Raw genomic sequence first — 20,485 nt, 5'->3', positions numbered from 1 at the left:
CGGGGTCGAGCCCGCGCGACTCAGCGGTTCCGACCCACCACGGTGAGCGGGAGTCGCAGTGCGCCGGGTGCTTCGGCGGGAACCACGGGAGCGACGGGGCGGACCGGGGCGAGGGGTTCGTACCCTGTGCCGACCGGCGGACGCTGATCGTTTTCTCCCTTGTTCGGCCACAGGGCCATCGCCCGCTCAGCCTGGGCGGTGATGGTGAGCGACGGATTGACGCCGAGGTTCGCGCTCACGGCCGATCCGTCGACGACGTGCAGACCCTCGTGCCCGAACACCCGGTGGTACGCGTCGATGACGCCCCGTTCCGGCGTCGCACCGATGACACAACCACCGAGGAAGTGCGCGGTCATGGGAATGTCGAACACGTCCGCGAACGAGCCACCCGGGTCGCCGCCGATCTTGTCCGCGGCCTTCCTGATCGCGATGTGCCCCTCCGGAATCCACTTCGGCGGCGGGCTGCCACCTCCCGGGCGAGAGGTCAGACGCCGACCGAATCGACCTTTCCTGGAACCGAGTTCCAGCGAGTTGTCGTCGGTCTGCATGACGAGCGCGATGACGGTGCGTTCCGACCAGTTCTTCACCGACAGGCTGCGCACGGTGGCGGCCGGGTGGCGCAGCGCGACGCCCAGCGTCTTCAGCGGTCGCGGCAGCCTGCCGCCGCCGTCACTGAGAACGGTCTGCAACAGTCCGATGGCGTTGCTGCCCTTGCCGTATCGCACCGGCTCGATGTGCGTGTGATCGTTGGGGTGGAACGACGAGGTGATCGCCACGCCCTCCGTGTAGTCGATCTGCCGGTCACGCGCCGTCGCGGCCAGCACCGCTTCGGAGTTGGTGCGCACCACGGACCCGAGCTTGTCCGACAGGTGGGGCAGATCTCCGGTCTCCTTCATCGCCAGCATCAACTTCTGGGTCCCGTAGGTGCCGGCGGCGAAGACGACGTGGTCGGCCGTCATCACGGTCTCCTTGCGCCGCAGCTTCGCACCGGTGCGACGCGTCCGCACCTCGTATCCACCGCCCTCGCGGGGACGCACCGAGGTGACCGTGGTCAGCGGATGCACCATGGCACCGGCCTTCTCGGCGAGGTAGAGGTAGTTCTTCACCAGGGTGTTCTTGGCGCCGACACGGCAGCCCGTCATGCACGCACCGCACTCGGTGCAGCCTGTCCGGGTGGGTCCGACGCCACCGAAGAACGGGTCCGGGACGTCGCGACCCTTCTGCCCCGGCTGACCGAAGAACACGCCGACCGGTGTGGTGCTGAACGTGTCACCGACGCCCATCTCCTCGGCGATGTCGCGCATGACCTTGTCCGCGGGGGTGATGGTCGGGTTGTCCTCGACGCCCAGCATCCGACGCGCCTGCTTGTAGTACGGCGTCATCTCCGCTTCCCAGTCGGTGATGTCACCCCACTGCGGATCCTCGAAGAAGCGGCTCGGGGGCTGGTACAGAGTGTTCGCGTAGTTCAGCGATCCGCCGCCGACACCGGCTCCGGCCATCACCAGGACATTGGGGAGCAGGTGGATCCGCTGCAGTCCGTAGCACCCGATCATGGGCGCCCACAGATACTTCCGCAGTCGCCAGCTCGTCTTGGGCAGCTCGTCGTCCTCGAAACGACGACCGGATTCCAGGACACCGACTCGGTATCCCTTCTCGGTCAGACGCAGGGCGGAGACGCTGCCGCCGAAACCCGATCCGACGACGATGACGTCGTAGGTGTTCTTCATATTGCTGCCTTCTCCGACGGTGTACTTCCCACAGTTCGGCCGACGTCCGGCCCTCCGCGCGCCCGCATCGTGCGGTAGTTCTCGATGTCGAACGCGGCGGTCGCCTTGCGGAACTTCCACGTGAAGGTCGGCCACATGGCCGAGTTCCGTCCACTCGCGTCCAGGTACCAACTCGAACACCCACCGGTGTTCCACACCGTGCCGGCCAGGTCGGCGTCGAGAGACGCGTTCCACTCGTCGACCGCGGACGGACTCACGTCGACGGCATCGACGCTGCGACGCGTCATCTCGCGCAGAGCGGATTCGACGTACGCCGACTGGGACTCGAGCATGTAGACGATCGAGCTGTGTCCCAGGTTGGTGTTCGGCCCGTACATGAGGAAGAGATTCGGGAAGCCGGCCATCGTCGTACCTCGGTAGGCGCGCGGGCTGCCGCCCCACCGCTCGGCGAGAGTTCGACCGTCGCTGCCGCGCAACAGATGTGCGACGGGCGGCTCGGTGGGGGTGAAGCCGGTACCGAAGACGATGGCGTCGACCTCGCGCTCGCGTCCCACGGCGTCCACCACACCTGTCGGCGTGATCGAGGCCAGACCGCTGTCCACCAGTTCGACGTCCGGTCGCTGCAACGTGTCGTACCAGTCGTTGGACAACAGCATGCGCTTGCAGCCGATGGTGTAGCCCGGCGTGAGGCGCTTCCGGAGTCCGCCGTCGCGCACCTTCAGTCGGAGGAAACCCGTGGCTATCGTGTGCGCGATCGACAGAAGCTTGGGCCGCTTGGCCATCATCTCGACGTACATCTCGCGGTAGGCGTAGATCGCACCGCGCTGCGCCTCGAGTGTCCACGGCGCGCGGCGGTAGAACCATCGCTCGATCGGACCGCGCGTGCGGTCCATGCGCGGGATCACCCACGCCGGGGTGCGCTGGAAGACGTGCAGTTGCGACGTGACCGGGGCGATCTCGGGAACGAACTGGATGGCCGACGCACCGGTGCCCACGACGGCGACACGCTTGCCGCGCAGGTCGTAGTCGTGGTCCCACGTCGCGGAGTGGAAGGTGTGGCCGGCGAATGTGTCGAGGCCCGGCACAGCGGGCAGCTTCGGCGTCGAGAGCGTTCCCGTGGCCGCGACCAACACTCGGCAGGTCAGATCACCCTTCTCCGTGGTGACGTCCCAGACGCAGCGTTCCTCGTCCCACTGCGCCCCGAGCAGCGCGCAACCCGTGACGAGACGGTCTCGTATCCCGAAGTCGTCGGCCACCCCGCGCAGGTACCGATGGATCTCCGGTCCACGAGCGAAGGTGTGGCTCCAGTCGGAGTGCGGGGCGAAGGAGAACGAGTACAGCGACGTCGGAACATCGCACGCGACACCGGGATACGTGTTGTCGCGCCAGGTCCCACCGACGTCGTCGGCACGCTCGATCACGAGCACGTCGGCGGACGGGTCCTCGCGGAGCACCCGCGCCGTCACACCCATACCGGCGAATCCCGATCCGACGACGAGAACATCGACGTGCGCGGGCAGTGTGGTCGTCACAGCTCCGTCACCGCCCGCTCCCACTCCGGCAACAATCGTGCACGCATCGCGTGTTCCTCCTCGGGGGTTCGGAAGATGGCCGACACGGCCATCCCTCGTGCGAGTTCGATACTCAGGTCGAAGGCAGCGGGAGACATGCTGTCCCCGTAGAGCTCTCGGCCGCCTTCCTGCAACACCTCGGTCACTCGACGCTCGAGTGGTTCCACCGCGGCGTGCAGTGCCGCATCCGTGCGGGCGGCGACCCACAGTTCGAGCGCCGCGTTGAACAACGGGCCGGAGAAGGCGTCGAGCAGGAGCGCCGGGCCGACGGGCCCACCGCGGTGGACCCCGACCAGCTCGTCGAGGCGTCGCTCGACGAGCCGCTCGACGGCCGCCACGACGAGCGCTTCCTTCGTCGGGAAGTGGTGGAGCTGAGCACCGCGGGACACACCGGCCCGACGTGCGATCTCCTGAGTGCTGGCGCGGGAGTATCCGACGTCCACCAACGTGTCGATGGCGGCGTCGAGAAGCTTGGCCCGCGTGCCGGCGGTGCGCTCGGCCTGCGTCCGGCGGGCGGGCTGGGCCACCGGCTCGGTCACGGCGGTGGTCTCGGTCACATCTGCGACCATATCGGCTTTCTTACAAACAGTCCAGACTGAATGTAAGTGAGTTAGCCGGAGTTCAGGGCGGGCCGACCGTCACCGCCCGGACAGGACCTCGAGCATCGATTCCACCGCCGTCGGCCAGCCGTACTGCTCCGCCCTCGCCCTGGCCGTCGGCCGTCCGCCCGAGGGGAGCGCCAGGGTCGCGGCGATGCCCTCGGCGAAGTCGCGAGAGCGATTGGCCACTGCTGCGCCGCAGTCCGGGGTGACGATCTCGGCCAGCGCGGACGTTCCCGACACCACCGCGGGTGTGCCCGACGCCAGTGCCTCCAGGGCCGCCAGCCCGAACGTCTCGTGCGGTCCGGGAGCGACCGCGACGTCCGCCTCGGCGAGCAACCGCGCGACGCGCTCGCGGTCTGAGACGAACCCGGCGAAGTGCACGGGCAGACCCTCGGCGCGCCGCTCGAGCGCGGACCGCCGCGGACCGTCGCCCACCACCACCAGGCGTGCGTCGATGCCCTCGCGGCGCAGGTGTGCCAGGGCGTCGACGCTCCGCTCGGCGTGCTTCTCCACCGACAGCCGTCCACAGTGCACGAGCCGGATCATCCGTCCCTCGTTGCGATGGCGACGCGACGGGTGGAACAACTCGAGGTCCACCCCGAGTGCGATGCGGTGTGCGCCTGCGCCGATCCGGTCGAACTCCTCCTGCGCGAACGCGGTGGTGCACACCACCGCGTCGTGACCGAGGACGGATCGCCTGTTGGCGACGTCCGCCGCCGCGCGCGCCACCGGGACGGGCAACACCTGTCCGAGCAGTCGGTCCAGCCTCTCGTGGGAGATCATCACGCTGCGAATCCCTCTGTGGCGCGCCCACGTTCCGAGGCCACGCAGGGTCAGACGGTCCGAGATCTCGAGCACGTCCGGTCGCAGACTCGCCGCGACATCGGCCGTCACGGACGGCCTCGCCACCCGGTAGCCACCGGTCATCGGGAGCCGGGTGGACGGGACGGTGATGCGATGCACCCCGGTGGCAGACATCGTCTCGGAGTGGACGTCGCCGGGCACGATGACCGTCACCTCGTGGCCGCGAGCGACATAGCCGGCTCCGAGTTGGTCCACGGCCGTCCGCAGACCGCCCGAACGAGGTCCGTAGAAGTTGGCCACCTGCACGATGCGCATGCGGCCCAGTGTCGAGGTGAGCCGTGTACGGACGAGGACCGCGCCGAGAACGTCGCACGAACACTCACGTCGAGCATTCACCGTCGTCGCACGACGGCGGCACGGGAACCCGGCACCGGCGCCGCACGTTGCCGTGGTGTCCGACCCGCGACGACACGTCACCGACGAAGAAGAGGTCCCACGATGACCAGCCCGGCCCGCAGGCTCACCCGTTCACGTCAGAGCAAGCTCATCGCCGGAGTGTGCGGCGGTCTCGCCGAGCGCTTCGGTCTGAGCGCAGGACTCGTGCGCCTGCTGTTCGTCCTCTCGTGCATCCTTCCGGGACCGCAGTTCGTGATCTACCTGGTCCTGTGGATCGCGATCCCCAAGTCGTCCTACTGATCGTTCGATCAGTTCGAGAGTGAGTGCACATCGGGCGCCGTTCCCGTGGCGGGTTCGTATTCCGATCACCGACAATATCTTTGACCAACGGTTGGACAGGGTCTACTTGCGGCACGACTGACCTGCACCTACTGTCGAAGTCGATTCGTCGCACGTGCGGTGTCGTCACCTCGTCCACCGTGCGCTCACGTCGAAGTGCGAGGCGTTCGAGCCCCGGGGCGCCCGGCACCACACGGCCACTCTCGAGCAGGCTGTTCGCCACCACCCTGGCGCGCGGCCGGCAAGGACACGATGTCTTACCACGGCGGTTTCCCGCACCACGGTGATCCTTCGGGCCGCGGCGCTCGACCTCGTCCGGGCACTCTCCCCGGTCCCGATCGCGCCCGCGGTCGCTACACGTGGCGCTATCTCGACACCGACGACGCCGCCCGCCTGTGGGACGAGGTGACCGACTGGGTGTGGTGGCTGCGTGACCGCTACGAGCTGACCGAGCGCATCCCCCGCTGCTGGTACCGGCACGGACCGGTGGTCGAGGAGTTCACCGCCGTGTTCGCGTCCTGGAGCGAGGCCTACGGCGGCGAGAGCGGACTGTCCCGCTGGCATTCGCAGGACCTGTGGCCACTGATCGAGCGGCTCGAGGTGATCGCCGGATTCGAACAGTGTCAGGCCGACGGGTGCTCGCACGACTCCGGCTTCCTCCACGCTCCCGAGGGCACCGAGGCGGTCATGGAGCCGCTGGTCGACTCGTCGGGCCGCGATGCCGACGAGCCGGTGTCCACGGTCGATGCGATGGTGGTCGGTGTCGTCGACGAGAGCGTGATGCTCTCGGCCGTGGTCAGCGGCGAGGCGACAGCGCTCGACGCCGGTCTCCCCCACGGGCGCTACCGACTCGACGGACGCCTGTGGACCTGGAGTTCGATCCTGGGTGGGTACGTGCCGTCACGCGACACGCACCGCACCCTGCGCGCCCTCGAGAGCTGAGCGCGCGGGACCGAATCCGACCGGCCTCCGGCCTTCCCGCCTGATCCGACCGGCCTCCGGCCTTCCCGCCGTCCCGCCGAACCCGACCGGCCTCCGGCCTTCCCGCACTACCGAACGAAGAGTTCGGCGATCTGAATCGTGTTGAGGGCAGCACCCTTGCGCAGGTTGTCGCCGGACACGAACAGCGCGAGTCCGCGACCGTCCGGCACACCGGGATCCTGCCGGATGCGTCCGACGAGCGACTCGTCGGCGCCGGCCGCCTGCAGAGGCGTCGGCACGGCCACCACGCGCACGCCGGGAGCCGACGACAACAGTTCCGTCGCCCGTTCCACGGACAGCGGGTTCGCGAACTCCGCGTTGATCGACAGCGAGTGGCCGGTGAACACGGGAACGCGGACGCACGTGCCGCTCACCAGCAGGTCCGGCAGACCCAGGATTTTGCGGGACTCGTTGCGCAGCTTCTGGTCCTCGTCCGTCTCGCCGCTTCCGTCGTCGACGAGAGAGCCCGCGAGCGGCAGGACGTTGAACGCGATCGGCGCGGTGTAGACCGTCGGATCGGGGTACGCGACGGCGCTGCCGTCGTGCACCAGCTTCTCGGCGTCGGCCACCACGGCACGCGCCTGCGTCGCCAGTTCCTCGACACCGGCGAGACCGCTGCCGGACACGGCCTGATAGCTCGAGACGATGAGCCGCTGCAGCCCGGCCTCGTCGTGCAGCACCTTGAGCACCGGCATCGCCGCCATGGTGGTGCAGTTGGGGTTCGCGATGATGCCCTTGACGAGATTCTTCGTCGCCTCGGGGTTAACCTCGCTGACCACGAGCGGGACGTCGGGATCCTTGCGCCACGCGGAGGAGTTGTCGATGACGGTGACGCCGGCGGCGGCGAAGCGCGGCGCCTGCTCGCGGGACATGGTGGCGCCGGCCGAGAACAGCGCGATGTCGAGCCCGGTGGGATCCGCGGTGGACGCGTCCTCCACGGTGATCTCGCCGTCGCCCCACGGCAGGGTCTTGCCGGCGGACCGGGCGGACGCGAAGAAACGGATCGAGGCGACGGGAAACTTACGCTCCGCCAACAAGGTTCGCATGACGGCGCCGACCTGGCCGGTCGCGCCGACGACTCCGATGTGGAGGCCGGTGGAATTCGTGGTCATGGTGCTCCTACCTTCCGGTTCCGCCGTGCACGACGGCGATCTCGTCGCCGCCGAGGCCGAAGGCGGCGTGCAGCACGCGCACGGCCTCGTCGAGCTCGGAGTCCTTGGTCAGCACGGAGATACGGATCTCCGAGGTGCTGATGAGGTCGATGTTGATGCCCGCGTCGGCGAGCGCTTCACAGAACGTCGCGGTGACGCCCGGGTGCGACTTCATGCCGGCGCCGATGAGCGAGACCTTGCCGATGTGGTCGTCGTAGAGCACCTTGGTGAAGCCGATCTCGCCCTGCAGCTTGGTCAGCTTCTCCACCGCGGTGGGTCCGTCGGCCTTGGGGCACGTGAACGTGATGTCGGTCTTGCCGGTGTCGATGCGCGAGACGTTCTGCAGCACCATGTCGATGTTGATCTCGGCGTCCGCGACGGCCCGGAAGACCTTGGCGGCGAAGCCCGGCTGATCGGACAGGCCGACGACCGTGACCTTCGCTTCGCTCCGGTCGTGCGCGACACCGGTCAGAATGGCTTCTTCCACTGGAATGTCCTCCATGGATCCGGACACGATGGTCCCTGGCTTGGTGGTGTACGACGAGCGGACGTGGACGGGAACGTTGTAGCGGCGGGCGTATTCCACGCACCGCAGCATCAGGACCTTGGCGCCGCACGCCGCCATCTCGAGCATCTCCTCGAAAGAAACCTTCTCGAGGTGACGGGCGTCGGGAACGATCCGTGGGTCGGCGGTGAAGATGCCGTCGACGTCGGTGTAGATCTCGCAGACGTCGGCGTTCAGCGCGGCGGCGAGCGCGACGGCGGTGGTGTCCGACCCACCTCGCCCGAGCGTCGTCACGTCCTTGCTGTCCTGGCTGACGCCCTGGAAACCGGCGACGAGGACGATCGAGCCCTCGTCGAGTGCGTCGCGGACGCGCCCGGGCGTCACGTCGATGATCTTGGCGTTGCCGTGCACGCTGGTGGTGACGACGCCGGCCTGCGATCCCGTGAAGGATCGGGCCTCGGCGCCGAGGGAGTGGATGGCCATGGCGACGAGCGCGTTGGAGATGCGTTCGCCCGACGTGAGCAGCATGTCCATCTCGCGCGCGGGCGGGGCGGGGCACACCTGCTGCGCGAGGTCGAGCAGTTCGTCGGTGGTGTCTCCCATCGCGGAGACGACCACGACCACGTCGTGGCCCTTGCGCTTGGTCTCGACGATCCGTTCAGCGACGCGCCGGATCCGCTCGGCGGTCGCCACCGAGGATCCTCCGTACTTCTGAACGACGAGTGCCACGCTGGTGCTACCTCCCGAGTCGAGAACGTCCCGCTGGACATCCACTGGTGCGACGGGTGCCGCCGGAACGGTCAGCAGCCTACCGACCTGCGGGGGTCCGGGGGGAATCGCGTGCCTACCATCAGGTGGTGACAGCCCCGGACCCGTCCGCTCTACCGCCTCGTCCTCGGCGCCGACGACTCTTCGTCGCGGTGCCGTCGGTGGGGCCGCGCTGGCCCGGCGGCCTCCGCGCCGCGCTCGCGTTCGGTGTTCCGGCACTCGCGCTGCTCGCGCTCGGTTTTCCCACCGAGGCCCTGCTGACCGCGGCAGGCGGATTCGCCGTCGTCTACGGCGAGGGCCGGCCGTTCCGGTCCCGCTGGTCGGTCGTCCTGTGGGCCGGTCTCGCACTCGTGCTGTCCGCCACTGTCGGCGGCCTCGTGGGCCAGTACGCCGACCCGCGGAACTCCGTGGTGGGCGCCGTCCTCGTCGTCGTGGTGCTCACCGTCCTGGGCACCGTCGCGACCTTCGTGGTGGATGCGCTCCGTCTCGGACCGCCCGGTGCCTTCTTCTTCGTCCTGACCTGCGCGATCGCCACCATCGTCCCGCAGAGCGGGGTGACGGCGTGGGTCAACTCCGCCTGCGTCGCGCTCGGAGCGCTGTGGGCCCTGGTCGTGTCGATGGCACCGGCGCTGCGCGACGCGTCGAAACCGGAACGTGACGCCGTGGCGGCCGCCGAGCGGAGCGTGACCGTCTTTGGTGAGGCGCGCACCGCGGGCGATCCCGCGGTCGGTGCCCGGCACCGCGCCGCCGTCGCGGTCGATCGCGCCTGGGCCGCGCTGCACGACGCCGGGATACCGGCTCGCCGGATCGACGATCCGCTGGTCCTGCGACTACGGAGAGTCCACCTCGACTTCGCGCGCATCATCGGCGACGCACCGCTCGATCCCGAGCACGCGTCGGACACCGTGCACGTCACTCCGGATCACACGCCCTCCGTCCCGATGTCGCGCCCGACGATCAGGTTCCGGCTGCTCCGGGCCCTGCACGTCGATTCCCACGCCACCACCACGGCGCTCCGCGTCTTCTGCGCATCCGCGGCCTCGGGCGCGATCGCCGTCGTCGCCGGGCTCGGGCGGCCCGACTGGGCTGTCATCGGCGCGGTCCTCGTGCTGCAACAGGGCCTCGACCGACCACGAGGTACCGTCCGCGCCCTGCACCGCCTGGTGGGCACGGCCGTCGGAGTGGTGCTCTTCGCCATCGTCTTCTCACTGTCACCGAGCGGGTTCGTGCTGGTCCTGCTGCTGATGGCACTGCAGTTCCTCATCGAACTGGTCATCGCTCGGAACTACGGCATCGCCGTCATGTTCATCACGCCCCTGGCGCTGCTCATCGGCGGCGCGTCCCATCCGGGTGCGCAGGCGTGGCCGCTCGCGACCGAACGTCTCGTCGAGACGTGCATCGGTGTGGTGTGCGCGCTGGCGTCGATGTGGGTGGTCGCTCGTCACGCTCATCGGCGGTGCCTGCTGTGGTGCGACGGGCGCGTTCTCGACGCCTGTCGCCGGACGGCGGATCTGCTGCGCACCGTGACACCCACCCATCCGGACGCCATGACCGCGCGGCGAGACGTGCAGTTCGAGCTCGTCGGGGCCGCCTTCGCCGCCGAGCACGCCGTCAGCGACGACCGGGAGTGGACGTCGGCGAGGTGGGAGTCGCACCTGCGAGTCGACGCGGCCGGGTACGACCTCCTGTCCGCCTGCTGGCGCACCGCAGACGGCGCCATGCTGGCGGAACCGGAGCGGTGGGCGGACGTGGCACCGCGCCCGTGAGACGTGCCGGTGTCGTCCGCGCGGGCGACGGAGTAGGGTGACCCGCATGTTCGGCGCCGGGTTCGCCCTCCTCCTTCGTCGCCGCGACGGGGTCTGATTCACAGACCGGCTCCCTGTCGCGGGTCTTTTCGGCGCCGGTCGTCCCCTTCCTCACAACGGAGATCATCGATGTCACCCGCCGACGCTTTCGTATCCGGCTCACGCACGGTCACCACCCCCACCAAGCCTGCGCCCGCCGATCAGCCCTCGTGGAACACCCAGAAGAACTCGTCGATGCCGACGTTCCGGTACCGGTCGTTCGCCGAGGAGGTCGAACCGCTCACCCTCCCCGACCGCACCTGGCCGGACAAGGTCATCGATCGCGCACCCCAGTGGTGCGCCGTGGACCTGCGTGACGGCAACCAGGCACTCATCGACCCGATGAGCCCCGCGCGCAAGCGCCGCATGTTCGAACTGCTGGTTCGTATGGGCTACAAGGAGATCGAGGTCGGTTTCCCGTCCGCGAGCCAGACCGACTTCGACTTCGTCCGCGAGATCATCGAGGACGGTGCGATTCCCGACGACGTCACCATCCAGGTGCTCACCCAGTGCCGACCGGAACTGATCGAGCGCACGTTCGTCGCGTGCGAGGGCGCCCGCAGCGTCATCGTCCACTTCTACAACTCCACGTCGATCCTGCAGCGCCGCGTGGTCTTCCGCGCGGACCGCGACGCCATCGAGAAGATCGCGACCGACGGTGCCCGCAAGGTGCTCGAGGAGGCGACGAAGTTCCCCGACACGCACTGGCGCTACGAGTACTCGCCCGAGTCCTACACCGGCACGGAGCTCGAGTACGCCAAGAAGGTCTGTGACGCGGTCACCGAGATCATCGCTCCCACACCGGAGAACCCGATGATCTTGAACCTGCCCGCGACCGTCGAGATGGCGACCCCCAACGTCTACGCCGACTCCATCGAGTGGATGCACCGCAATCTCGAACGTCGCGACTCGATCGTGCTGAGCCTGCACCCGCACAACGACCGCGGGACCGGCGTCGCCGCAGCCGAACTGGGCTACCAGGCCGGCGCCGACCGCATCGAGGGCTGCCTCTTCGGCAACGGTGAGCGCACCGGCAACGTCTGCCTGGTCACGCTGGGCCTCAATCTCTTCACTCGCGGAGTCGACCCGCAGATCGACTTCTCCAACATCGACGAGATCCGGCGCACCGTCGAGTACTGCAACCAGCTGCCCGTCCACGAGCGCCACCCGTACGGCGGCGACCTGGTCTACACCGCGTTCTCCGGCAGCCACCAGGACGCCGTGAACAAGGGCCTCGACGCGATGAAAGTGTCTGCGGACGAACAGGATCAGGACGTCGACGACGTGCTGTGGCAGGTTCCGTACCTGCCCGTCGACCCCAAGGACGTCGGCCGCACGTACGAGGCCGTGATCCGCGTCAACTCGCAGTCCGGCAAGGGCGGCGTCGCTTACATCATGAAGTCGGACCACGGTCTGGTGCTGCCGCGCCGACTGCAGATCGAGTTCTCCTCGGCCGTGCAGCGCGTCACCGACGGCGAGGGCGGCGAAGTGTCGCCCAAGGCCATGTGGGACGTGTTCTCCGAGGAGTACCTGGCCCCGATCGTTCCCCTCGAGCGCATCCGGCAGCGCGTCACCGCGGCCGAGGAGGACGGCGGAATCGACTCGATCTCCGCGATCGTCAAGGTCGACGGCGCCGAGCAGGAGATCACGGGCGACGGCAACGGTCCACTCGCCGCCTTCGTCGACGCGCTGGGCTCCATCGGGTACGACGTCAGCGTCCTCGACTACTCCGAGCACGCCATGTCCGCCGGCGACGACGCCCAGGCCGCGGCCTACGTCGAGGCGGCCGTGCGGCTGCCCGGCGGCGGCGAGACCATCGTGTGGGGTGTCGGTATCGCCACCTCCATCACCACGGCATCACTGCGCGCCGTGGTCTCGGCCGTGAACCGGGCGGCACGATCCGGGGCGTAGCCCTCGTGCGCCTTCTGCGCATCCAGGAATACGCAAAAGGCGCACGGGTCACGCAGTGACCTCCGCGACCCGCGCCGCGAACGCGTCCACCACGGCCCGCACGGCCGGACGCTCCGCGGCGCGGGGTCGTGTCGCCAGGTCGTAGATGCGGGCCGCGCGCACCCCGGCCAACCGGCGCTGCGTGACACCCGGGTGCGTCGAGGCGTGGCGCGGCATCAGCGCGATCCCGTGGCCGTGGGCCACCAGTTCCTCCATGAGCCGGAAGTCGTTGATCCGCAGATTCACTCGCGGCGCCACCCCGGTGACCGTCGCGATGGAGAGCAGCACGTCGTCCACCGGGAACCCTCCGCGGACACTGATCCACCGCTCGTCTGCCAGATCCTCGATGTCGACGGCATCACGCTCCGCCAGCGGGTGCCCCGGCGGCAGCACCAGGTCGATGGGCTCGCGCATCAGCGAACGCACCTCCACCCGCTCGGACGCGATGCTCGGTGCGCGCTCGTCCCGATGCGTCAGCACCACGTCGTAGTCCGCGAGCAACGCCGGCACGGCCGACGCGGGCACGTCCTCGTCCCGGGCGTCGACATCCACACCCGCCTCGGTGAGCCGGTCCAGAACCCCCGGCAGCAACAGTGCGGCGCCCGAGGGGAAGAGCGCCAGTCGAACGGTTCCGCGTGCGCTGCCGCGGTACGACGCCATCTCCTCCGACGCCCGGTCGAGGGCGGCGAGCACGTCGTCGGCGTGAGGAAGCAGCGCGCGTCCCGCCGCGGTGAGCCGCACGCGGCGCCCGTCGGGTTCGAGCAGGGCGACTCCCGCCTCCCTCGCCAACACCTTGAGCTGCTGCGACACCGCGGACGGTGTCATCGACAGCGCGTCGGCGGCCGCGGCGACCGTGCCGCGATCTGCCAGCGCCCGCAGGACGCGCAACCGGTCGACGTTCATGTAGCAACGCTACAGCTACTGGTCACCACAATTCGATTGTTCTTAGCAGTCGCACCCGGAACACTCGAGGTCATGACCACTCGCGACCGCCTGCTCGGACTGATCGTCGTGGTGGTCTGGGGACTGAACTTCCTCGCCATCCGCGCCGGGCTCGACCAGTTCCCGCCGTTCTTCTTCGCTGCCCTGCGGTTCGCGGTGATCGCCGTTCCGGTCGTCCTCTTCGTCCGCCGACCGACCGTGCCGGTGCGCTGGCTCCTGCTGTACGGCACGGGTTTCGGCCTGCTGCAGTTCGCGTTCCTCTTCGCCGCGATGAACGCCGGCATGCCCACCGGCCTGGCCTCGCTGGTGCTCCAGTCGTCGGCGCCGTTCACCGTCGTTCTCGGCGCGCTGCTGCTGCGGGAGAAGGTCGGGCCGCGCCAGTGGATCGGGATCGGCATCGCCGTCGGGGGCATGATTCTGATCGGGTGGGATCGCGCCCACAACGCCACCCTCCTGCCCGTGCTGCTGACGCTGCTGGCAGGCCTCAGCTGGGCCTTCGGCAATCTCGGAAACCGACTGGCGACACGAGCATCTCGACCGGCCTCCGGCGTTCCCGTCGAGCCGATGCGACTCATGCTGTGGATGACGGTGGTTCCCCCGCTGCCGATGTTCGCGTTGTCGGCCGTCGTCGAGGGTCCGACCACGGGATGGACCGCCATCGGCGACGTGGTGTCGGCCGGGCAGTTCTCCGGGTTGATCGGGCTCGCCTACATCGTGCTCATCGGCACGATCGCCGGCTCGGGACTGTGGACCGTCCTGATCAGCCGCTACCCCGCCGGCGTCGTCGCGCCGTTCTCGTTGCTGGTCCCGGTCGTCGGCATCGGTGCGTCCTGGCTCGTGCTCGACGAGACGCCGAGCGTCCTCTCCCTCGTCGGTGCGGCCGTCGTGATCGGCGGCTGCACGTGGGGTCTGAGCCGCTCGCCGCGATCCGCGACGACCACACCGACCGAGCCCCGGATCGTGACTCCCCCGTCCGGAGCCACCGTCGGTTAGGGTCCCCTCACCATCACTGTGACGGAGGCTCGGCAAGCGTGTTCGGAAGAAGAAGTACTGTCCTGGCGACCCTGCTCGCCGCGACGGCCCTCGTGGCCTCGGCGTGTTCGACCGATGCGACAGCCGAGGACGCCGCGGACAGCACCCGGACCGTGACCCATGCGCGCGGGGACACGGAGGTGCCCTCGTCGCCGTTGCGAGTCGTCACTCTCGAACCCGTCCAGCTCGACACGAGTGTCGCGCTCGGCGTCGTTCCGGTGGGCACGTCGGTGCTGAGCGAGGCGACGGGGGTGCCCCCGTATCTGGGCGACGAGGCGTCGCGCATCGAGACCGTCGGCACCGTCGCGGAGCCTCGCGTCGAGGCCATCGCGGCTCTGCAGCCGGACCTGATCCTGGGAACGGAGACGCGCCACTCGGAGCTGTACGAGCGGTTGTCCGCGATCGCTCCGACGGTGTTCATGGCGTCGCAGAGCGACCCGTGGCAGGACAACGTCCGCCTCGTCGGGCGCGCCCTCGGACGTGACGCGGAGCCGTTGCTGGGCGAGTACGACGCGCGGTGCGACGAGATCGCCGACAGGTTCGACACCGCCGGGTCGACGGCGCAGCTCATCCGGCCACGCAACGAGGAGCTCACGCTCTACGGACCGCTGTCCTTCGCGGGCAGCACCCTCGAGTGCGCCGGGTTCACCACGCCGCCCCGCCCGGAGTGGTCGAACGAGATCAGTGTCGACGTCTCCCCCGAACTGGCGACGGAGGCCCGCGCCGATCTCGTGGTCGTGACGTCGGCGACACCGGACGATCCGGCGTCGATGCCCACGTCCGTCACGTCGAACACGACGGCGTTCCCGAATCCGCACCTCGTCGACCAGTCGTACTGGATCACCGGCGTGGGACCTCGCGGCGGACAGGCCGTGCTCGACGACATCGAACGGATCCTCGGGGCGTCCTGAGTTCCTTCCCGTGTGGGAGGATCGGACACCATGATCGACAGCAGCAGACGGCACCTCGGAGCCCGCGGACGCCTGGCACTGTCGGCGGCCTCCGCGGCCGCGTGGGCCTCGCAGAAGGCCGGTCGCGGCAAGGGATCGATGATCGGCGGTCTCGTCGCGCTGAAGATCGACCCGGCCCTCATGTCGCGCCTGGGCGCGAATCGACGCACGGCCGTCATCACCGGTACCAACGGCAAGTCGACCACCACCCGGATGACCGCGGCGGCGCTCGCGACCCTGGGCGAGGTGGCGACGCAGGCCGACGGCGCCAACATGGACGCGGGCATCGTCGCCGCGCTGAACTCACGGCGCACCGCGCCGCTGGCGGCCCTCGAGGTCGACGAGCTGCACGTCCCGCACGTGTGCGACGCCGTGAACCCCGAGGTTCTGGTGTTGTTGAACCTCAGCCGTGATCAGCTCGACCGCGTCGGCGAGATCAACATGATCGAGCGCAAGCTCCGCGCGGGCATCGTCGCCCATCCCGACACCGTCGTCGTCGCCAACTGCGACGACGTGCTGATGACGTCCGCGGCGTACGACGCTCCGCGGACCGTGTGGGTGGCCGCCGGCGGCGGGTGGGTCGGCGACTCGGTCAGCTGCCCCCGCACCGGGGAACCCATCGAGTGGAACGGCACGCACTGGCGCAGCACAGGTCTGTTGGAGGGCGGGCGCGAGTTCTCGCGGCCGGAGCCGCAGTGGTGGCTCGACGACGAGAACCTGTACGGCCCCGACGGTCTCGTGCTCCCCATGAGTTTGACGCTGCCCGGCCGGGCCAACCGCGGAAACGCGGCGCAGGCCGTCGCTGCCGCGGTCACGATGGGCGCCGATCCCGCGCAGGCCGTCGCCGCGGTGTCCGCGGTCGACGAGGTGGCGGGCCGCTACAGCTCGATCCAGTACGGATCCCACACCGTGCGCATGCTGCTGGCCAAGAACCCCGCCGGATGGCAGGAAGCACTGTCGATGATCGACCCGGCCGCCGACGGCCTGGTGATCGCCGTCAACGGCCAGGTGCCCGACGGCGAGGACCTGTCGTGGCTGTGGGACGTGCGGTTCGAGCACTTCGAGAACACCACGGTGGTGGCGGCCGGTGAACGTGCGACCGACCTGGGAGTTCGCCTGACGTACGCCGGAGCCGACCACACCGTGGTGCCGAACCCGTTGCGGGCCATCGCCTCCTGCCCACCCGGGCGCGTGGAGGTCCTGGCGAACTACACGGCCTTCCGTGACCTCGGCCGGGCGCTGGCGCGCGAGACCGCGAAGGAGGCACCCAGTGTCTGATTTTCGTATCGGGCTCGTCCTGCCCGACGTCATGGGCACGTACGGCGACAGCGGCAACGCGCTCGTCCTGCGCCAGCGCATGCTGATGCGCGGACTCGACGCCGAGATCGTGTCGATCACCCTCGCCGATCCGGTGCCCGAGTCCCTCGACGTCTACGTGCTCGGCGGAGCGGAGGACTCGGCGCAGCGACTCGCGACGAAGCACCTCGCGCGCTACCCCGGACTGCAGCGCGCCGCCGAGCGCGGTGCACCGGTGCTCGCCATCTGCGCGGCGATCCAGGTGCTGGGCGAGTGGTACGAGACGAGCTCCGGCGAACGCGTCGACGGTGTCTCGATGCTGAACGTCACCACGGCGCCGCAGGAGACCCGATCGATCGGTGAGGTCATCACCCGCCCGGTGTCCGACCGCTTGACCCAGACGCTGACCGGCTTCGAGAACCACCGCGGCGGTACGACTCTCGGTCCCGATGCCGCACCGTTCGCGCGCGTCGAGCACGGCATCGGCAACGGTGTCGGCGACGGCAACGAGGGCGTCGTGCAGGGCTCGGTGATCGGCACCTACATGCACGGACCGGCGCTGGCCCGCAATCCCGAACTGGCGGACCATCTGCTCGAGACAGCTCTGGGTCACTCCCTCGAGCCGCTGCACCTGGCCGACGTCGAGCAGCTGCGCACCGAGCGTCTGCGCCGCTAGACCGAGACCGGATCCTCGGCCGGCCTCCGCGCCGCCCGGCGCATCAGGAGCTGGGCGATGAGCGGTGCCGCCACGAGCATCGAAACCAGCCGGATGAGCTGCACGCACGCCACGAACGTGACGTCGGACCCGGTGGACGCGGACACCGCGAGCACTGCCGCCAACCCGCCGGGGGTCGTCGCCAGGTAGCCGGTGAGCAGGCTGGTCCCGGTCCACGCGGACAGCGCCCATCCGAGCAGCGCACAGATCACGCCGATGCCGAGCACCAGCGCGAACGCGTAGGGGAAGAGTCGGCCGATCAGGCGCATGCTCGACATCGTGAACGCCAGTCCCGCTTGCCATCCGATGACCAGGAACGCGAGTGGCAGCACGATCATGGGAACCTCGATGCCCACGGGCCAGCCCAGCAGCGCGCAGGCGCCGGACACCATCAGCGGACCCAGCGTGGCCGGTGCGGGAAGCCGCGCGAGCCGCCCCACCGCGATGCCGACGAGAACAGCGCCGAGCAGGAACAGCAGACCCACCCACCACGGCAGCGCATTCTCGTCGGGTGCGGCCGCCGCGACCGAGTGGGTGTCGGCGTGGAACACGAACGTGACCACCAGAGGCATGGTCACCACCACCAGTGCCACCCGCAGGTACTGCACCACCGCGACCACACGTTCGTCGCCGCCGAGCTCTCTCGCTGTCGCGACGAGACCGGTGGCCCCGCCCGCGATCAGCGCCAGCATCCCGGTGGCCGCGGTGACGTCCTTGTTCAATGCGAGCAGTGCACCGCAGCCGGCGCTGACGACGAGCGTCGCGATCCCGATGGCGACCGCAGGAAACCAGTTGTCCCCCAGCGCACTCAGCGTCTCGACATCCACCATGAGACCGATGGTGACGGCCAACGTTCCCTGCGCCGCCATGGATCCCGCGCGCGGGACGGCGCGCGGCCCCAGTCCGGTGAGGGCGAAGACCACCGCCACCACCAGTGCCGCGAACAACGACGGCGCCGTCAGTCCGACGGCGTCGAGCGCGAACCATCCGGCCACGGACACGGCTGTGAGCGCCACCCAGCGGGTGGCGCTCACAGCGACGGTACGAACTCCGCTCACGACTTGACGAGCAGCACCGGTACCGGTGTTTCGAGAAGCAGGCGCTGGACGGCCTGTCCCATCAGGAACTTGCCGACGGCCGACCGATGCCGCGACCCGACGACCAGCAACTCGGCGTCCGCCTTGTCGATGAGCGCGAGCAGTGTGGTGGTCGCGTCCGGATCGGGCTGGGCCGCAGCGAGAGTCCACTGCGCCTCGGACTCTCCGAGCGCGGCGAGCGACGCGCGGATCGAGTCCTCGACCGCGGTGGTCTCCTTCGCCTCCGAGGAGGGATCCGCGGATCCGGAGAAGGCGTGGAGGACGACCAGTTCGGTTCCTGCGGACCGGGCCTGCTGGACTGCCGATCCGAGTGCCTTGCGGCCTTCCTCGGAACTGTTGTGCACGACGGCGACACTCATGTCGGTGACTCCTCTCTCTCGTGGATGCTGATCAGCCGAAGGGGATCTGGCCGAGGAGAACACCCACGGCGAGCATGGTGAGGGACACGACGGTCGCGCGCCACAGAACCTTGCGGTGATGGTCGGCGAGCGAGACGCCGGCCAGGGTGACCAGCAGCAGGATGGCGGGAACCAGCGGACTCTGCAGGTGCACCGGCTGTCCGGTGATGGAGGCGCGGGCCATCTCGACCGGCTCGATGCCGTACTGGGCGGCGGTCTCGGTGAGGACCGGAAGGATGCCGAAGTAGAAGGCGTCGTTGGTCATGAAGAACGTCAACGGGATCGACAGGATTCCGGTGATGACGGCCAGGAACGGACCCATCGCGTCGGGGATGACGCCGAGGAGCCACTCGGCCATGGCCTCGACCATTCCGGTACCGGAGAACACGCCGGTGAGGACGGCAGCTGCGAGCACCATGGCGACGACGGAGACGATCGAGGCGGAGTGCCGAGCGATGGCCTCGCCCTGCTCCTTGACCTTCGGGAAGTTGAACGTGAGCGCGATGGAGGCGGCGATCATGAACAGCACCGGGATGGGGAGGATGTCCATGACCAGGATCACGAGCAGCGTGACGGTCAGGATCGCGTTGAACCACAGCAGCTTCGGACGCAGAGTGTCGCGGTTGGGGTCCAGGCCGTCGATGAACTGGCCGGCCTTGCCGTCGTTCTCGTCGTCGCCGGTGGTGATGTCGGCGCTTCCGGTACTGCGACGGGTCTTGCCGTTTCCGGTTCCGGTGCCGTCGGTGCCGACGCCGGCGCCCACCAGCTCCGTGTCGTAGATCAGCGAGCCGAGGCGGCGACGCTCCATGAGGCCGAGGTGGATCGAGAAGAGCAGCACGATGATCAGGCCGGCGATCATCGACGGGACCATCGGGATGAAGACGTCGGAGGGCGAGATGCCCAGTGCGGACGCGGCGCGAACGGTCGGGCCACCCCACGGGATGATGTTCATGGTGCCGTTGGCGAGGCCGGCGACGACCGTCAGGATGACCGGTGAGACACCGAGTTTCAGGTAGAGCGGCAGCAGCGCGGACGTCACGATGATGAACGTGGTGGAGCCGTCACCGTCGAGGGACACGACCATGGCGAGCACCGCGGTGCCGACGACCAGCTTCATCGGATCGTTGCGCACCAGGCGGAGGATGCCGCGCACCAGCGGGTCGAACAGACCCACGTCGATCATGATGCCGAAGAAGATGATCGCGAAGAACAGCAGCGCTGCCGTGGGGGCGAGCGACTTGATGCCGTCCGTGATCATGTCGCCGATGCCGAGCCCGGCGCCGGCGAACAGGCCGAAGATGACCGGGACCAGGATCAGGGCGACCACCGGGGTCGCTCGTTTGGTCAGGATCAGGAACATGAAAGCGGCAACCATGAGGAAGCCGAGTATCACCAACATGGTTACTACTCCTCGTTG

18 protein-coding genes are annotated in these 20,485 nt (G+C 69.0%); 8 read left to right on the top strand and 10 right to left on the bottom strand.

Going from position 1 to position 20,485, the window contains the following annotated elements:
- Window positions 1-20 precede the first annotated feature (20 nt).
- The 4 genes from HQ314_RS16100 to HQ314_RS16085 form a co-directional block, all read right to left on the bottom strand.
- Window positions 21-1,727: a GMC oxidoreductase gene (locus tag HQ314_RS16100; protein WP_222633313.1), complete on the bottom strand. Its 1,707-nt coding sequence runs from the start codon at window positions 1,725-1,727 to the stop codon at window positions 21-23.
- The gene (locus tag HQ314_RS16095; protein ID WP_222650818.1) at window positions 1,724-3,199 is read right to left on the bottom strand and encodes an NAD(P)/FAD-dependent oxidoreductase; all 1,476 of its coding nucleotides are present in this window, start codon (window positions 3,197-3,199) and stop codon (window positions 1,724-1,726) included. The genes HQ314_RS16100 and HQ314_RS16095 overlap by 4 nt, the downstream gene beginning before the upstream one ends.
- Before the next feature lie 56 nt (window positions 3,200-3,255).
- Entirely contained in the window at window positions 3,256-3,867 is a 612-nt protein-coding gene (locus HQ314_RS16090) for a TetR/AcrR family transcriptional regulator (RefSeq protein WP_222650592.1), read from the bottom strand.
- Window positions 3,868-3,936: 69 nt separating this feature from the next.
- Window positions 3,937-5,019, bottom strand: coding sequence for a glycosyltransferase (locus HQ314_RS16085; RefSeq protein ID WP_222650591.1), 1,083 nt, complete (start codon window positions 5,017-5,019; stop codon window positions 3,937-3,939).
- Between the two features lie 183 nt (window positions 5,020-5,202).
- On the opposite strand from HQ314_RS16085, the gene HQ314_RS16080 reads away from it, so the two are divergent.
- Together HQ314_RS16080 and HQ314_RS16075 are read left to right on the top strand one after the other, a co-directional pair.
- Window positions 5,203-5,400 carry a PspC domain-containing protein gene (locus tag HQ314_RS16080; protein ID WP_027506653.1) on the top strand — a complete coding sequence of 66 codons (198 nt, stop codon included), beginning with the start codon at window positions 5,203-5,205 and terminating at the stop codon, window positions 5,398-5,400.
- A 291-nt stretch (window positions 5,401-5,691) separates the two neighbouring features.
- Window positions 5,692-6,381 (top strand): hypothetical protein, encoded by a 690-nt coding sequence (locus HQ314_RS16075; RefSeq protein ID WP_056443289.1) that lies wholly within the window; start codon window positions 5,692-5,694, stop codon window positions 6,379-6,381.
- Window positions 6,382-6,488: 107 nt separating this feature from the next.
- On the opposite strand, the gene HQ314_RS16070 is transcribed toward HQ314_RS16075, so the two are convergent.
- Both HQ314_RS16070 and HQ314_RS16065 read right to left on the bottom strand, forming a co-directional pair.
- Window positions 6,489-7,532 carry an aspartate-semialdehyde dehydrogenase gene (locus tag HQ314_RS16070; RefSeq protein ID WP_027506652.1) on the bottom strand — a complete coding sequence of 348 codons (1,044 nt, stop codon included), beginning with the start codon at window positions 7,530-7,532 and terminating at the stop codon, window positions 6,489-6,491.
- 7 nt (window positions 7,533-7,539) lie between these two features.
- A complete protein-coding gene (locus tag HQ314_RS16065; RefSeq protein ID WP_027506651.1) occupies window positions 7,540-8,805 on the bottom strand; it encodes an aspartate kinase in 1,266 nt (421 codons plus the stop codon).
- 128 nt (window positions 8,806-8,933) lie between these two features.
- On the opposite strand from HQ314_RS16065, the gene HQ314_RS21790 reads away from it, so the two are divergent.
- Together HQ314_RS21790 and leuA are read left to right on the top strand one after the other, a co-directional pair.
- The gene (locus HQ314_RS21790; RefSeq protein ID WP_222650590.1) at window positions 8,934-10,610 is read left to right on the top strand and encodes an FUSC family protein; all 1,677 of its coding nucleotides are present in this window, start codon (window positions 8,934-8,936) and stop codon (window positions 10,608-10,610) included.
- Between the two features lie 168 nt (window positions 10,611-10,778).
- Entirely contained in the window at window positions 10,779-12,599 is a 1,821-nt protein-coding gene (gene leuA, locus HQ314_RS16055) for a 2-isopropylmalate synthase (RefSeq protein WP_027506649.1), read from the top strand.
- 48 nt (window positions 12,600-12,647) lie between these two features.
- Here leuA and HQ314_RS16050 read toward each other — a convergent pair whose 3' ends face one another.
- Window positions 12,648-13,541: a LysR family transcriptional regulator gene (locus HQ314_RS16050; RefSeq protein WP_222633309.1), complete on the bottom strand. Its 894-nt coding sequence runs from the start codon at window positions 13,539-13,541 to the stop codon at window positions 12,648-12,650.
- A gap of 72 nt (window positions 13,542-13,613) precedes the next feature.
- Between HQ314_RS16050 and HQ314_RS16045 the strand changes: the two genes are divergently transcribed.
- Genes HQ314_RS16045 through HQ314_RS16030 form a run of 4 tightly spaced genes read left to right on the top strand, consistent with a single transcriptional unit; the run spans window position 13,614 to window position 17,534 of the window.
- A complete protein-coding gene (locus HQ314_RS16045) occupies window positions 13,614-14,573 on the top strand; it encodes an EamA family transporter (protein WP_222638973.1) in 960 nt (319 codons plus the stop codon).
- Window positions 14,574-14,611: 38 nt separating this feature from the next.
- Window positions 14,612-15,523, top strand: coding sequence for an iron-siderophore ABC transporter substrate-binding protein (locus HQ314_RS16040; protein WP_027506646.1), 912 nt, complete (start codon window positions 14,612-14,614; stop codon window positions 15,521-15,523).
- Window positions 15,524-15,553: 30 nt separating this feature from the next.
- Window positions 15,554-16,840 (top strand): MurT ligase domain-containing protein, encoded by a 1,287-nt coding sequence (locus HQ314_RS16035; RefSeq protein ID WP_222650589.1) that lies wholly within the window; start codon window positions 15,554-15,556, stop codon window positions 16,838-16,840.
- Window positions 16,833-17,534, top strand: coding sequence for a type 1 glutamine amidotransferase (locus tag HQ314_RS16030; RefSeq protein WP_222647549.1), 702 nt, complete (start codon window positions 16,833-16,835; stop codon window positions 17,532-17,534). The genes HQ314_RS16035 and HQ314_RS16030 overlap by 8 nt, the downstream gene beginning before the upstream one ends.
- Here the strand turns inward: HQ314_RS16030 and HQ314_RS16025 are convergent.
- Genes HQ314_RS16025 through HQ314_RS16015 form a run of 3 tightly spaced genes read right to left on the bottom strand, consistent with a single transcriptional unit; the run spans window position 17,531 to window position 20,467 of the window.
- Window positions 17,531-18,607, bottom strand: a complete 1,077-nt coding sequence (locus tag HQ314_RS16025) for an AbrB family transcriptional regulator (RefSeq protein WP_308115831.1) — start codon at window positions 18,605-18,607, stop codon at window positions 17,531-17,533. The genes HQ314_RS16030 and HQ314_RS16025 overlap by 4 nt on opposite strands.
- 20 nt (window positions 18,608-18,627) lie before the next feature.
- Complete coding sequence (locus HQ314_RS16020; protein WP_056443269.1) at window positions 18,628-19,029, bottom strand: universal stress protein; 402 nt, start codon at window positions 19,027-19,029, stop codon at window positions 18,628-18,630.
- A gap of 31 nt (window positions 19,030-19,060) precedes the next feature.
- Window positions 19,061-20,467 carry a CitMHS family transporter gene (locus tag HQ314_RS16015; protein ID WP_027506641.1) on the bottom strand — a complete coding sequence of 469 codons (1,407 nt, stop codon included), beginning with the start codon at window positions 20,465-20,467 and terminating at the stop codon, window positions 19,061-19,063.
- Between the last annotated feature and the right edge of the window lie 18 nt (window positions 20,468-20,485).

Source organism: Rhodococcus sp. BP-332 (assembly GCF_019836065.1).
In the GTDB taxonomy this organism is placed as follows: Bacteria; Actinomycetota; Actinomycetes; order Mycobacteriales; family Mycobacteriaceae; genus Rhodococcoides.
This window is presented reverse-complemented; position numbering and strand designations above follow the sequence as displayed.